We start from the raw sequence: 14,353 nt of genomic DNA, 5'->3' as shown, positions 1-14,353 counted from the left end.
ACGGGGAGCACTCCGAGCACTTGGGCCCAGATCTCGGCAGGCCCCTCCCGGGACCGCTTCTCGAGCTGCACCGGGAGCCGGCGGCGGCGGCCCGCTCCCGGTGGCCCTCCCAGGCCCGCCGCAGGTCCTCTCCGTCGGGCCGCCGCCGCCGGTTGGCAGCACGCCCCGAGGGCGAGGAGAACCGCGGCGACCCACCGGATGCGGCGCGCTCCCAGGGCTCCCGGATTCCGCACCGGCCCCCTCACTCCCCGATGCGGTCCGCCAGGGTGCCCACGGCGATGCCGAAGAACTGGGAGCGGTTCCAGCGCAGGATCGTGCGGAAGTTGTCGTAGACCAGGTAGGCGGGGGTGCCGGGGCCGTCGGGCTGGATGAGGGAGGCGGTGAGGCCCGAGACCTCGGGGAGGTCGGCCCCGTTGGTGCGGCGCACCCCCAGGGCCTGCCACTCCTCCAGGGGCTTTCGCACGTCGAGGCTCACAAGCGACCGATCGAGCCCGGGGGGCACCTGCACGGCGCGTCCCCAGGTTCGCGCCCCGTCCCAGCCCATGCGCGAGAGGTAGTTGGCGGCCGAGGCGAAGGCGTCTTCCCGGCTCCCCCACAGGTCGATCTTCCCGTCCCCGTTCCCGTCCACCGCGTAACTGGTAAAGGTGGAGGGCATGAACTGCATCTGGCCCATGGCCCCGGCCCAGGACCCCATCATACCCTCCGGGGTCACGTGGCCCTGATCCACGATGCGAAGCGCCAGGAGGAGCTCCTTGCGGAAAAAGTCGCTGCGGCGCCCTTCGTGGGCCAGGGTGGCGAGCGCCGGAATGACTTGAAAGCCGCCGGAGGCCTGGCCGTAGTTGGTCTCGATGCCCCACAGGGCGGTGAGCAAGCGGGCGGGCACGCCGTACTGCTTCCCCACCTGCTCCAGGAGCGCCCCGTGCTCCCGCAGCTTCTCCCGGCCCCGGGCCACCCGCTCCTCGGAGACGATCCGCGTCATGTACTGGTCCAGCGTCCAGGTGAGCTCGGGCTGGCGGCGGTCGAGCTCGATGACCCGGGGGATGGGTTCGATTCCGGTGAGGGCGGCGTCCAGGGTGGCCGCCGAGATGCCCGCCCGCAGAGCCTCGGCACGCAGCTCGGCGAGCCACAGGGAGAAGTCGGGAGTCTCGGCACGAAGCGGAGCCCCGGCCAGGACGGTGCAGAGCAGTGCGACGCCGAAGAAGCGGCGGGACGACATGGGGAATCCTCCAGAAAGGAGCGCAGGCCGGCGGCCGGGAGCAGAGCACGATCCGTAGGAGCGGCCTTGGCCGCGAACCCTCCGAGAAACCAACGGCCGCCAGGCCCCCGCTCGCGGGCGAGCCCGGTCCTACACAGCGGGTGCTCCTTCGGCCTCAGAAGAGCTGGCGACGCCCCGACGACGGCAGAATGCCCAGGCTCTCCCGGTACTTGCTCACGGTACGGCGGGCGATCTTCAAGCCGAACTCCTTCGAGAGCAGCTCGGCGATCTGGAGGTCGCTCAGGGGATTGCGCGCGTCCTCCTTCGCGATGAGCTCCCGCATCCGCACCTTCACGCTGCGGCTGGCCAGGTCTTCGCCGTTCCGGCTCTGGATGGCGCTGGAGAAGAAGAACTTGAGCTCCACCGTGCCGTGGGGCGAGTGCATGTACTTGTTGGTGGTGACCCTGCTCACGGTGGATTCGTGCATGCCGATGTCGTCGGCCACGTCCTTCAAGATGAGGGGCCGCAGGTGGGCCACGCCCCTGTCGAGAAACTCCCGCTGGAACCGCACGATGGACGTCGCCACCTTGAAGAGCGTCTGCTGGCGCTGGTGGATGCTCTTGATGAGCCACAGGGCGGCCTGCATCCGCTCCTGGATGTATCCCTTGGCTTCCTTGCCCTGGGCGCTCTGGTCCTGGAGCAGGTTCTGGTAGTAGCGCGAGACCCGGAGCTTCGGAACCCCGTCCTCGTTGAGACGCACCACGTACTCGCCCCCTTCCTTTGTCACGAAGACGTCGGGGACGACGTAATCCACCCGGGTGCTGGCGAAGGTGCGGCCGGGCCGGGGTTCGAGCCGGGAGATCTCGCTTGCGGCGTCGAGCACCTCGTCGTAGGAGAGGTCGAGCTCCTTCGCGAGCCGCTTGTAGTTCTTGGTCTCCAGGTGCTTGAGGCCGTGGGCGATCACCCGAAGCACGTTCTCCCCCAGGTCGTGCTCCCGGGCCTGGCGAAGGAGGCACTCCTGGAGGGTTCGGGAGGCGATTCCCAGGGGATCGAAGTCCTGCACCACGGCGAGCACCGCCTCGACCCCCTCCACCGGGGCCTGGGCCGCCGCGGCAATCTCCTCCACCGAGGCGCGCAGGTAGCCGTCCTCGTCCACGTTGCCCACGATGTGGGCCCCGATCGTCTTCTCCTCGCGATCCAGGTGGGCGAGGCGAAGCTGCCAAAGGAGATGATCTTGGAGGGTGGTCTCGGGGGAGAGGAAGTTCTCGAAGGAGGGGCGCTCCTCGGTGGCGTCGTAGGGTCCGTCGGAGGGACTGCCCGAGTCGTAGTAGTCCAGGTACTGCTCCCAGTCGATCTCGGCCGCCGCGGGCTTTTCTTCGGGGGAAAACTCTGGGGGGGGCGGTTCGGTGGGAGCGGGCTGCGCCTCCCCGGTTCCGACCGCGTCCAGGGAAAAAGCCTCCTCGGGAGCGGCGGTGTCCGGAGCGTCGTCCTCCCGGAGCTCTTCGAGGAGGGGATTTTCTTCGATCTCCTGCTGCACCCGGTCCACGAGCTCCAGGCGGGAGAGCTGCAACAGCTTGATCGCCTGCTGGAGCTGGGGAGTCATCACCAGTTCCTGGGTCAGGCGCAGCTGCTGGCTTACGTTCTGCCGGATCTCAAGGGCCATGGCGTCTCAATCCAGGCGAAATCCCTCTCCCAGGTATACGGACCGCGCCTTGGGGCTTCGGACGATGGCGGCTGGCGGCCCCTCCTCCAGGATCGCTCCCTGGCTCACGATGTAGGCGCGATCGCAAACGCCCAAGGTTTCCCGGACGTTATGATCGCTGAGTATGACACCGATGCCGAGGGCTTTCAAATGCAAAATCTGGTCCCGGAGCTCCGCGATGGCGATGGGATCGATGCCGGCGAAGGGCTCGTCGAGCAGGACGAAGGCCGGATCGGTGGCCAGGGCCCGGGCGATCTCGACCCGGCGGCGCTCCCCCCCCGAAAGGAGATGGGCCCTGCGATCCTCCAGGTGTCGGATCGAGAGGGACTCGAGCACGGCCTCGGTGCGGGCCTCGGCCTCGTCCCGAGCCATGCCCCGTGCCTCGAGGACCCCGAACACGTTGTCGCGCACCGTGAGTCGCCGGAAGACGCTCGCCTCCTGGGGAAGGTATCCCAGACCCCGACGCGCCCGCTGCACCATGGGGAGCCGGGTGATGTTCGCTCCTCCCAGCCGGATGCTCCCCCCGTCGGGCCGCACCAGGCCCACGATCATGTAGAAGGTGGTGGTCTTGCCCGCCCCGTTGGGACCCAGGAGCCCCACCACCTCGCCCCGCTCCACCCGCAGGCCCACCCCTGCCACGACGGCCTTCCCCCCGTACCGCTTCACCAGGCCCTCGGCCTCCAGGAGCCGCGGCCCTTCCATCACCGCTCCTCTCCCGGCGGCCTGCCGGGAAAGAGCACCGCCTTGGCGCCCTCGACCACGCTGCGGTTCTCGGCCAGGTACAGGGTGATCCGGTCCCCCGCCACCACGTCCCGGTCCCGCCAGACCTTGGGGTCCCCCGTAAGGACGATGATCCCCGCGGCCGCGTCGTAGGTGGCCTCGGCCGCCGTGGCCAGGAGTTCGCCCCGGCGGATGCGCACCGTGCCCCGTGCCACGGCCGACCGGAGCTCCCGGGTCTCCCCGTCGATGCCCACCTCCAGGCGGTCCGACTGGAGGGTGAGGTCTCCCTGCCGGGCCACCACCTCGCCCTCGAAGACCACGATCCCCTCCGCCCCCCGGGCCTCCAGGCTCCGGGAGTCCACCTGGAGGGGCTCGGAGCCCACGTCCCACCGGGGAATGCCCCCCGGGGCAATACCCGGGGGCGGAGCCTGGGCCCGGGCCGTGTCCGGCGCCCCGACTCCCGAAAGGAACGCAAGGCTCGCCGCCGCGACGACCGCCGCAAGGTTCTTCACGGCGTTCCTCCCCCCACCGACGCCTCCACCCCTTCCCGAACCCGCGCCGTTCGCTTCTCCACGTCCACCTCCAGCCCCCGGCCCCGCACCCGCAGCCCGGCCCCCTCGAGGGACACCGCGTCATCCGAGGTCACCCGGCCCTGGCCCGGGCGGTACTCGGCCCGGTCCAGGTGCGCCCGGTACGCGTCCCACGCCACCTCCACGCCCCCGGACAGCCGCACCACGTCCCTCCCGTCGATATCCGCCCCTCCCGCCTCCAACCGCAGGGCGTGCCCTCCGCGGCGAATCTCCCCCCGGACCTCCCGCAGGGACCCGGTGCCTTCCCCTTCCCACCCCGCGCCCTCGGCGGCGGTCAGCCGCCACCAGTCTCCCCCTTCCTCCTGGTGCACCAGCTCGACCCCCTCGAAAACCGAAGTGGGCCGCGGCAACTCCGAGCCTGCTTCGCGCCCCTCGTCTCCCCGGCAGCCCAGGCCGCTCCACCCCAAGAGGACCGCGACGGTCAAGATCCCCGGGGCCCCGGCCCATGGCCGTCGGCGGCGAGAGACGCGTTGCGTTGCGCTCGCAACCGCTGTCAGTATCGGTATCGCTTTCCCCTTCGTCAGTGCTCGAATACCGATCCCGATAGCGATAGCGATACCGAGTCCGCCTTCGGGCGCGGGACTCCGGGGGTCCGATCCGGGGAAATCGTCCGGGGAGCTCGGGTTCACCACGCTGCCTTCACAGGAGCTCCGGCGAAAAGTACTTGGCCGTCACGGCCTCCCACGCCCCCCGGGCCCTCAGGACGGCCTCGCACACCTCCCGCACCGCGCCCCGGCCCCCGGGGCGCCCGGTCACCCAGTGGACGCGCTGGCGTACGTAGTCCGGCGCGTCGGGAACCGTCACGGCCAGGCCCGCCTGGAGGAGCACCGGAAGATCCACCACGTCGTCCCCCACGTACCCCATCCGTTCGGGCGCGAGGCCTCGGCGCGCCAGGATCGCCCGCACCACCGGGAGCTTCTCCTTCACCCCCTGGTGCACCTCGAGGATGCCTAGCTCCCGGGCCCGGTGCTCCACCACCCGGCTGCGGCGCCCCGTGACGAGCCCCACCGCGACCCCCGCCCGCTGGAGGAGCTTGAGGCCGTGGCCGTCGGTTACGTCGAAGGCCTTGGTCTCGACCCCCCGGTCGTCCAGGATCACCCGGCCGTCGGTGAGCACCCCGTCCACGTCCAGGAGCAGGAGCTCCACCCGCGCCAGCCGCTCGTCCAGGGTCATCGCAGCCCCGCCTTCACCAGGTCGTGGATGTGGACCACCCCCGCGACGCTGCGGGACCCCTCGCCGTCCACCACGAAGAGGCTCGTGATCGCGTGGGCCTCCATCAGGCGCAGGGCCTCCACCGCCAGGGTGCCCCGGGCGATGCGCTTGGGATCCGGCGTCATCACCTCGCCCGCGGTGAGCTCCAGGAGGTCGGCGCGCCGCTCCAGGCCCCGCCGCAGGTCGCCGTCGGTGATGACCCCCGCCAGGCGGCCCTCGGCGTCGAAGACCCCGGTGAGCCCCAGGCGCTTGGACGTCATCTCCAGGATGGCGGTGCGAAGGGGCGTCGCCGGCGCCACCCGGGGGATCTCGTCTCCGTCGTGGAGGAGGTCGTCCACCTGGAGGGTGAGCTGACGGCCCAGGGCCCCGGCCGGGTGGAACCGGGCGAAGTCCTGGGTAGAGAACCCCCTGCGCTCCATGAGGGCCGCCGCCAGGGCGTCCCCCAGGGCCAGCGTCGCGGTGGTGGACGCCATGGGGGCGAGGTTGAGCGGGCAGGCCTCCCGCTCCACGCCCAGGAACAGGACCACGTGGCTTCGCCGCGCCAGGGTGGATCGGGGATTTCCCGTCACGGCGATGAGCCCGAGCTCCAGGCGCCGGATCACCGGGAGGATCTCCACCAGCTCCTCGGTCTCCCCGGAGTTGGAGACCGCAATGACCAGGTCCCCCCGGGCCAGGATGCCCAGATCCCCGTGGACCCCCTCGGCCGGGTGGAGAAAGAAGGCGGGCGTGCCCGTGGAGGACAGGGTGGCGGCGATCTTGCGGCACACGATCCCGCTCTTCCCCATTCCCGTGAGCACCACTTTGCCCTGGCACGCCAGTACCAGGTCCAGCGCCCGCTCGAACTCGGCTCCCAGGTTTCGGGCCAGCCCCTCCAGGGCCTGCGCCTCGATGCGCAGCACCCGGCGGGCGGTCTCCAGCGCGCTCACCCGCCCGCCCTCCGGGCGCGGTCCAGGGCCAGGAGGCTGCGAAGCAGCGGCTCCACCTCCCCCAGGGGCACGGAGTTGGGGCCGTCGCACAGGGCGTGCTCCGGGTCCGGGTGTACCTCGAGGAAGACCGCGTCCACCCCCACGGCCACCGCGGCCCGGGCCAGGGGTGCCGCGAGCTCCCGATCCCCCCCGGAGACCCCGCAGGCCGCGCTCGGACGCTGCACCGAGTGGGTGGCGTCGAAGACCACCGGGCACCCCAGCCTCCCCATGCGCACCAGGCCCTGGAAGTCCACCACCAGGTAGTGGTAGCCGAAGGTCGTGCCCCGCTCGGTGAGGAGCACGCCGGCGCCTCCGCCCGCCCGCACCTTTTCCACCGCCTGAGACATGTCTTCCGGGGCCATGAACTGCCCCTTCTTCACGTTCACGGGCTTGCCCGTGCGCCCGGCCGCCACCAGGAGGTCGGTCTGACGGGCCAGGAAGGCGGGTACCTGCACGCAGTCCAGCACCTGCCCCGCCTGCTCGGCCTCCGCGGGAGAGTGGACGTCGGAGAGCACCGGCACCCCCACCTCGCGCCGCACCCGATCCAGGATCTCCAGGCCCCGCTCGAGCCCCGGCCCCCGGTAGGACCCCACGCTGGTGCGGTTGGCCTTGTCGTAGGAGCCCTTGAAGACGTAGCCCAAGCCCAGGCGCTCGGCGAGATCCCGCAGGAAGGCCGCGGTCCGAAGCGCCAGGTCCTCGCTTTCCAGGACACAGGGCCCCGCGATGAGCGCCAGGGGGTGCCCGCCCCCCATCGTCACCCGGCCAACCGCGACGGCGCTCCTCACCGGGCGTCCCGGGAGCGCTTGTGGGCCAGGCTGGCCGCCACGAAGGCCTGAAACAGCGGGTGGGGCGCCATGGGGCGCGACTTGAACTCGGGGTGGAACTGGCACCCTACGAACCAGGGGTGGCCGGGTAGCTCCACCATCTCCACGAGCTTCCCGTCGGGGGAGAGCCCCGGGAGGACCAGCCCCTTCTCCTGGAGGGCATCCCGGTAGGCGTTGTTCACCTCGTACCGGTGGCGGTGGCGCTCGCTGATTTCCTTAGACCCGTAAGCCTCCATGGCCCGAGTCCCCTCCTGGAGGCGGCAGGGGTAGGCCCCCAGGCGCATGGTACCGCCCTTCTTCGTAATCCCCACCTGGCCGGGCATGAGGTCCACCACGGGGTGGGGGGTCTTCTCGTGGAACTCCGAGGAGTTCGCGTCCTCGAGGCCGCACACGCTGCGGGCGTACTCCACCACGGCGAGCTGCATGCCCAGGCAGATTCCGAAGAACGGCACGCGGTTCTCCCGAGCGTGGCGGATGGCGGCGATCTTCCCCTCGGTGCCCCGCTGGCCGAAGCCCCCGGGCACCAGGATGCCGTCCACCTGGGAGAGCACCTCCGGCAGGCCCTCGGTCTCCACCGCCTCCGAGTCCACGTACTCGAGCTCCACCAGGCACTGGTTGCCGATGCCGCCGTGGACGAGGGCCTCGGAGAGGCTCTTGTAGCTTTCCTTCAGATCCACGTACTTGCCCACGATGCCGATCCGCACCGTGTCCTTGGGAAAGCGCAGCGCCTCGACGATGCGCTCCCACTCGTCGAGCTTGGGCCGCCCGGTCCAGATGTTCAGGAACTCCACGACCTTCTCGTCCAGGCCCTCCTGGTGAAAGTTGAGCGGCACCTCGTAGATGTTCTTCACGTCCTTCGCCGTGATGACCGCGTCGGCGTCCACGTTGCAGAAGAGCCCGATCTTGCGCTTGATGTCGGCGGAGAGGTTGCGGTCGGTGCGGCAGATGAGGATCTCGGGCTGGATGCCGATGCGCCGCAGTTCGTTGACGCTGTGCTGGGTGGGCTTGGTCTTGAGCTCCCCGGCCGCCGCGATGTAGGGCACGAGGGTGAGATGGATGCACACCACGTTTCGGGTGCCCGCCTCGACTCGAAACTGCCGGATGGCCTCCAGGAACGGCAGGCTCTCGATGTCGCCCACCGTGCCCCCCACCTCGATGATGGCGATGTCGACGCCTTGGGCGGCTTCCCGGATGCGCCGCTTGATCTCGTCGGTGATGTGGGGGATGACCTGGACGGTGCCCCCCAGGTAGTCCCCCCGGCGCTCCTTGGAGATGACCGTGTCGTACACCTGGCCGGTGGTGAAGTTGTTGCGCACGCTCAGCCGCGCCCGGGTGAAGCGCTCGTAGTGGCCCAGGTCCAGGTCGGTCTCGGCTCCGTCGTCGGTGACGAAGACCTCCCCGTGCTGGAAGGGATTCATGGTCCCCGGGTCGACGTTGATGTAGGGGTCCATCTTGAGGAGCGTGATGGTGAGCCCGCGGGCCTCCAGGAGGGCACCGAGGCTCGCGGACGCCAGCCCCTTTCCGAGACTGGAGAGCACCCCTCCCGTGACGAAGATGAACTTGGTGTGCATGGCAGCTCCCCGGGGCTCGCCCCCGCTCGGTTCACGTGGTCGGACCTGTCGGACCCGTCGGACCCGTCGGACTTTTCTGATTTCTCAGCACCCCAGCCGTCCGGGGTCGAACCGGGCCCGCAGGGCCTTTTCGGCCCGGACGAGATCTTCGGGCCGGTCCACCCCGAGGGAGTCCCCCCGGGCGGCAACCACCCGGATGCGCCACCCCGCCTCCAGGGCGCGCAGCTGCTCGAGCCGCTCGGCGTCCTCCAACCGGCCGGGGGGCAGCGCGGCAAACGCCAGGAGGGCTTCGCGCCGGAAGGCATAGATGCCCAGATGCCGCAAGGGTTCGACCTGGCCCGCCGGCGCCGGACCGGCAGCACCCGCTCCCCCCCAGGCGTCCCGATAGTAGGGGATGGGAGAGCGGGAAAAGTACAGCGCCGCCCCCGACGCGTCGCACACCACCTTGACCACGTTGGGGTCCGAGAGGTCGCCCTCCCGGTCCGCCGGTCGGGCCAGGGTGGCCATGCGCGTGGCGGGTTCGTCGGCGAACACGCCCACCAGGCGGTCCACGTCGGCGGGTTCCAGAAGGGGCTCGTCGCCCTGGAGGTTCACGTACACGTCGGCGACCACCGACCGGGCCGTCTCCGCCACCCGGTCGGTGCCGCTGGCGCACGCCGGCGAGGTCATGGCCACCCGCGCCCCGGCTTCCTCGGCCGCCCGGGCGATGGGCTCGCTGTCGGTTGCCACCCACACCTCGTCGAGCCGCTGCGCCAGCAGGGCCGCCTCCACCACCCAGGCGACCATGGGGCGGCCCAGCAGGGGGGCCAGGGGCTTGCCGGGGAAGCGGGACGAGGCATATCGGGCGGGGATCACCGCGACGGCGCGCAAACGGCCTCCTTGTGCGGCCCGAGAAGGGCGGTACCATACTCGGCGGCTTTCGAAGGTGTCAAGCCGCGCCCTTGGGGCATGAATTCCCGCCGGCATTCCGGCGGAAAACTGCTTGACCCGGGGGTCGAAATCCGGTACAAGCGCTCCCCTTTTCCTCCCGGCGCCGGGCACGCCCCGCCGGGCCCCGAGACACCCCGAGCCGGCCCCGTCCGGCAGGAAAGGAAGACACCATGAAGCCCAGCGACGTCACCCTCTTCAGTGGAGGCGCCCGGGGCGCCGAGGAAGCCTTCGGCGAGGCGGCCGCGACCCACGGCGTGGCGGAGGTCCACTACACCTTCGACGGCCACCACATCCAGCGCGCCCCCGGCCGCCGCCAGCTCCAGGCGGCTGACCTGGCCAAGGGCGACGTGAGCATGGCCGAGGTCTCCAAGCGCCTTCACCGCGACTACTCGACCCGCCCCTGGATGCGCCAGATCCTCCAGAGCATCTGGCACCAGGTCAACAGCGGCTACCAGGTCTTCGTGGTGGGTGAGATCCAGGGCGACGGCACCGTCAAGGGCGGCACCGGCTGGGCAGCCGAGCTCGCCAAGATGTGGAACCGGCCCCTGTACGTCTTCGATCAGGAAAAGGGCCACTGGTTCACCTGGCGCAGCGACACCTGGGTGGAAGAGGTGCCCACCATCGCCAAGAGCACGTTTTGCGGCACCGGCACCCGCAACCTGAACGCCGCCGGGAAGAAGGCCATCCAGGAGCTGTTCGTCCGGTCGTTCCCCAAGTAGCCCCGGCAAACTGCCACCGCAACCGACGGCCCGGGGACCCTCCCGGGCCGTCGGCGTTTTGCCCCGAATCCTTCCTACCCCTCGAACCCCGGCACGGCGAACCACCGGCCGTCCACGGTGCCCGGCGCTCCCCGGAAGACGTGCTGTTCGAGGAGGAGCCCGCAGAGGGCACCCAGGATCTCCATGACTCCCTCACCCCGATTCGCCACCGACTGGAACTCGGGCCGGCGCTCCGGGTTCAGCGCCGCCCGGAGCCGGGACACGGGCACCGCGTCCGGGAGGTCGCGCTTGTTGTAGAGGAAGGCCAGGGGAAGCTCGTCGAGATCCAGGCCCCACCCCCCCAGGACCTCCCGGAGGTTTCGCAGCGACTCCACGTTGGCCCCCTCCCGCGGCTCGGCGGAGTCGGCCACGAAGGCCACCGCGTCGGTGTTTCGCAGGAGCTGTCGGCGCGCCTCCACGTAGAAGACCTGGCCGGGCACCGTGTACACGTCCGCGGCTACCGCCGGCCCTCCCCCGTCCACCCGTCCCAGGTGCACCGACGCGAAATCGAAGAAGAGCGTGCGCTCGGTCTCGGTAGAGAGGCACACGAGCCTTCCCTTGCGCTCGGGGGGTACCGCGGCGTGGATCTGCCGCAGCGCGGTGGTCTTGCCCCCTTGCCCCGGCCCCCAGAAGACGACCTTGAAGCGCAGGATCTGCGTGCGTTCGTCCAGGCGAGGCATGGCGGCTCCGACTCCTTTCGGCGGCAACGGCAAACTCTTCGCGGGCAAGCCCGCTCCTACGGCACGGACACGCTAGAAATTCTTGAGGACCTGAAATCTGGAACAATGCGTCAAGTTTCGCTCCCGAGAAATGGTGGGTCGCTTCGCTTGACCCACCCTACGGCTCGCCCTGGCTTCAAGCTGAACGCTGACGGCTGACCGCTGACAGCCGAGGCCACGCCTCGACGGTCTGAGGCGTGGCCTCGTTAGCCTAGAGAACACGGTCCGTCTCGACAAGGAAGATCGCGCCGGGGACCGCCCCCACTTGCCCTTCCGGGATCCCGACTTATTGTTTGCGCCGGTCGTCCGTGATGGCACGCCTTGTGCAGAGTCCGCCGGGTTCGAAAGGAGCGTTCGATGGATCCCAACCGCTTGACCCAGAAATCTCAGGAAGCCCTCGCAGAGGCCCAGAAGCTGGCCCTTCGCAGGGGAAACGTGGAGGTGGACGGCGAGCACCTGCTCCTGGCCCTGGTGGACCAGGCCGAGGGGCTGGTGCCCCGGCTCCTGCAAAAGCTCGAGGTCCCCCTGCCGGACTTTCGCGCCCGCCTGGAGCAGGCCCTGGACAAGCGACCCTCCGTGAGCGGGCCCGGGGTGGAGGCCGGTAGGGTGTACGTGACCCAGCGCCTGAACCGCCTCCTGATCCAGGCCGAGGAAGAGGCCAAGCGCCTCAAGGACGAGTACGTCTCGGTGGAGCACCTCACCCTGGCCCTGGTGAAGGAGGGGGACCGCTCCGAGGCCGGCCGCGTCTTCCACCACTTCGGCGTGACCCCCGAGCGGTTCATGGAGGCCTTGGTGGGGGTGCGCGGCCACCAGCGGGTGACGAGCGCGAGCCCCGAGGGCACCTACGAGGCCCTCAAGCGCTACGGGCGCGACCTGGTGGAGGAAGCCCAGAAGGGCAAGCTCGATCCCGTGATCGGGCGGGACGCGGAGATCCGCCGGACCATCCGCATCCTGTCGCGCAAGACCAAGAACAACCCGGTCCTCATCGGTGAGCCGGGCGTGGGCAAGACCGCCATCGTGGAGGGGCTGGCCCAGCGTATCGTGCGGGGCGACGTGCCCGAGGGCCTCAAGGACAAGACCGTGTACTCCCTGGACCTGGGCGCCCTCATCGCCGGGGCCAAGTACCGGGGCGAGTTCGAGGAGCGGCTCAAGGCCGTGCTGGCCGAGATCAAGGAGAGCGAGGGGCGCATCCTGCTGTTCATCGACGAGCTCCACACCATCGTGGGCGCGGGCAAGGCCGAGGGGGCCATGGACGCCGGCAACATGCTCAAGCCCATGCTGGCCCGCGGCGAGCTCCACTGCATCGGCGCCACCACGCTCGACGAGTACCGCAAGCACGTCGAGAAGGACGCCGCTCTCGAGCGCCGCTTCCAGCCGGTCCTGGTGGACGAGCCCTCCGTGGAGGACACGGTCTCGATCCTGCGGGGCCTGCGGGAGCGCTACGAGGTGCACCACGGGGTACGCATCCAGGACAACGCGCTCGTGGCGGCGGCGGTCCTCTCCCACCGTTACATCTCGGACCGGTTCCTGCCGGACAAGGCCATCGACCTGGTAGACGAAGCCTGCGCCATGATCCGCACCGAGATCGACAGCCTCCCCGCCGAGCTCGACGAGGCGACCCGCCGCGTCATGCAGCTCGAGATCGAGGAGGCCGCCCTCAAGAAGGAAAAGGACAAGGCGAGTCGGGACCGCCTGGAGGAGCTGCGCAAGGAGCTCGCAGACCTGCGGGCCCGGGCCGACGCCATGCGGGCCCAATGGGAAAACGAGAAGGCGGCCATCCGGGACGTGCAGACCCTGGGCGAGGAGATCGACAAGGTCCAGCGGGAGATCGAGGCGGCGGAGCGCAGCTACGACCTCAACCGGGCGGCCGAGCTCAAGTACGGGAGGCTGCCGGAGCTCGAGAAGAAGCGCCGGGAGGCCCAGGCGGCTCTGGCCGAGAAGCAAGGCAGGGCGAAGCTCCTGCGGGAGGAGGTCACCGACGAGGAGATCGCCGAGATCATCTCGCGCTGGACCGGCATCCCCGTGACCCGCCTGATGGAGGGGGAGCGGGAGAAGCTCCTGCGCCTGGACCAGGTGCTCCACGGCCGGGTGGTGGGGCAGGACGAGGCCGTGGGGCTCGTGGCCGACGCGGTCATCCGGGCCCGGGCGGGCATCAAGGATCCCCGGCGCCCCATCGGGTCGTTCATCTTCCTGGGCCCCACGGGGGTGGGGAAGACCGAGCTCGCCAAGACCCTGGCCGAGGCCCTCTTCGACACCGAGGAGAACCTGGTGCGCATCGACATGAGCGAGTACATGGAGCGGCACACCGTGAGCCGGCTCATCGGGGCGCCTCCCGGGTACGTGGGGTACGAGGAAGGGGGCCAGCTCACGGAGGCGGTGCGGCGCAAGCCCTACTCGGTGATCCTCTTCGACGAGATCGAAAAGGCCCACCACGACGTCTTCAACGCGCTCCTCCAGATCCTCGACGACGGCCGCCTCACCGACGCCCAGGGGCGCACGGTGGACTTCAAGAACACCGTCGTCATCATGACGTCCAACATCGGCTCGCCCCACCTGCTCGACGGGGTAACGCCGGACGGCGAGATCCGCGAGTCGGCGCGCGACTCCGTGATGCGGGAGATGCGCGTCCACTTCCGGCCGGAGTTCCTCAATCGGGTGGACGACATCGTCCTCTTCAAGCCCCTGACCCGGGCCGAGATCGAGCAGATCGTGGGGCTTCTGACCCAGGATCTGGTCAAGCGCCTCCAGGACCGGCGCATCGGGTTCGAGCTCACCCCCGAGGCTCGCCGGTTCGTCGCCGAAGCGGGCTACGACCCGGTGTACGGCGCTCGGCCCCTCAAGCGCTACCTCCAGCGCAACCTGGAGACCCGGGTGGGCCGGGCCCTGGTGGCCGGCGAGATCCTCGACGGCGCCACGATCGTGGTGGACGTGGAAGGGGGCGAGCTGGCGATTCGCCACCGCAACCCCGCTCCCGGGGAAGGCGAGCCCTCCCCGACCGAGTCGGAGGTCGTGGAGGGGGAAATCGTCACCTGAGCCCGGGCCCCGATCTCCGGCCGCCATCGGTGCTTGACCCGGTGATGGGGAATCCAGTTCGCCCTCGGAATCGGTATCGCTATCGGGATCGGGATCGCTATCGGTCTCGATCCCAACCGACGAGCGGGCCGGGG

General features: G+C 70.1%; 13 protein-coding genes. 2 read left to right on the top strand and 11 right to left on the bottom strand.

Annotated elements, in window-relative coordinates:
- Positions 1–241: 241 nt before the first annotated feature.
- From AB1578_01510 to kdsB, 10 genes are all read right to left on the bottom strand, one after another.
- Positions 242–1,216 (bottom strand): lytic murein transglycosylase, encoded by a 975-nt coding sequence (locus tag AB1578_01510; GenBank protein ID MEW6486576.1) that lies wholly within the window; start codon positions 1,214–1,216, stop codon positions 242–244.
- Between the two features lie 154 nt (positions 1,217–1,370).
- Positions 1,371–2,858, bottom strand: coding sequence for an RNA polymerase factor sigma-54 (gene rpoN, locus AB1578_01505; protein MEW6486575.1), 1,488 nt, complete (start codon positions 2,856–2,858; stop codon positions 1,371–1,373).
- Between the two features lie 6 nt (positions 2,859–2,864).
- Entirely contained in the window at positions 2,865–3,599 is a 735-nt protein-coding gene (gene lptB / locus AB1578_01500; protein MEW6486574.1) for an LPS export ABC transporter ATP-binding protein, read from the bottom strand.
- The gene (gene lptA / locus AB1578_01495) at positions 3,599–4,129 is read right to left on the bottom strand and encodes a lipopolysaccharide transport periplasmic protein LptA (protein MEW6486573.1); all 531 of its coding nucleotides are present in this window, start codon (positions 4,127–4,129) and stop codon (positions 3,599–3,601) included. Before lptA ends, lptB begins: the two co-directional genes overlap by 1 nt.
- Positions 4,126–4,632, bottom strand: coding sequence for an LPS export ABC transporter periplasmic protein LptC (gene lptC, locus AB1578_01490; protein ID MEW6486572.1), 507 nt, complete (start codon positions 4,630–4,632; stop codon positions 4,126–4,128). Before lptC ends, lptA begins: the two co-directional genes overlap by 4 nt.
- 214 nt (positions 4,633–4,846) lie before the next feature.
- The gene (locus AB1578_01485) at positions 4,847–5,380 is read right to left on the bottom strand and encodes an HAD family hydrolase (protein ID MEW6486571.1); all 534 of its coding nucleotides are present in this window, start codon (positions 5,378–5,380) and stop codon (positions 4,847–4,849) included.
- Positions 5,377–6,345: a KpsF/GutQ family sugar-phosphate isomerase gene (locus AB1578_01480; GenBank protein MEW6486570.1), complete on the bottom strand. Its 969-nt coding sequence runs from the start codon at positions 6,343–6,345 to the stop codon at positions 5,377–5,379. The genes AB1578_01485 and AB1578_01480 overlap by 4 nt, the downstream gene beginning before the upstream one ends.
- Positions 6,342–7,169, bottom strand: a complete 828-nt coding sequence (kdsA, locus tag AB1578_01475) for a 3-deoxy-8-phosphooctulonate synthase (protein MEW6486569.1) — start codon at positions 7,167–7,169, stop codon at positions 6,342–6,344. The genes AB1578_01480 and kdsA overlap by 4 nt, the downstream gene beginning before the upstream one ends.
- Positions 7,166–8,779 carry a CTP synthase gene (locus AB1578_01470; protein ID MEW6486568.1) on the bottom strand — a complete coding sequence of 538 codons (1,614 nt, stop codon included), beginning with the start codon at positions 8,777–8,779 and terminating at the stop codon, positions 7,166–7,168. The genes kdsA and AB1578_01470 overlap by 4 nt, the downstream gene beginning before the upstream one ends.
- Positions 8,780–8,863: 84 nt before the next feature.
- On the bottom strand, positions 8,864–9,649 hold the full coding sequence (kdsB, locus tag AB1578_01465; protein MEW6486567.1) for a 3-deoxy-manno-octulosonate cytidylyltransferase: 786 nt from the start codon (positions 9,647–9,649) through the stop codon (positions 8,864–8,866).
- 230 nt (positions 9,650–9,879) lie between these two features.
- On the opposite strand from kdsB, the gene AB1578_01460 reads away from it, so the two are divergent.
- A complete protein-coding gene (locus tag AB1578_01460) occupies positions 9,880–10,428 on the top strand; it encodes a hypothetical protein (protein MEW6486566.1) in 549 nt (182 codons plus the stop codon).
- A gap of 74 nt (positions 10,429–10,502) precedes the next feature.
- Here the strand turns inward: AB1578_01460 and AB1578_01455 are convergent, their stop codons facing one another.
- On the bottom strand, positions 10,503–11,147 hold the full coding sequence (locus tag AB1578_01455) for a gliding-motility protein MglA (protein ID MEW6486565.1): 645 nt from the start codon (positions 11,145–11,147) through the stop codon (positions 10,503–10,505).
- Between the two features lie 396 nt (positions 11,148–11,543).
- On the opposite strand from AB1578_01455, the gene clpB reads away from it, so the two are divergent.
- On the top strand, positions 11,544–14,219 hold the full coding sequence (gene clpB / locus AB1578_01450) for an ATP-dependent chaperone ClpB (GenBank protein ID MEW6486564.1): 2,676 nt from the start codon (positions 11,544–11,546) through the stop codon (positions 14,217–14,219).
- Positions 14,220–14,353: the final 134 nt, after the last annotated feature.

Source organism: Thermodesulfobacteriota bacterium, from assembly GCA_040756475.1.
Taxonomy (GTDB): domain Bacteria; phylum Desulfobacterota; class Deferrisomatia; order Deferrisomatales; family JACRMM01; genus JBFLZB01.
Note: the sequence above shows the minus strand (reverse complement) of the source record. Positions and strands in the feature narration are given on the sequence as shown.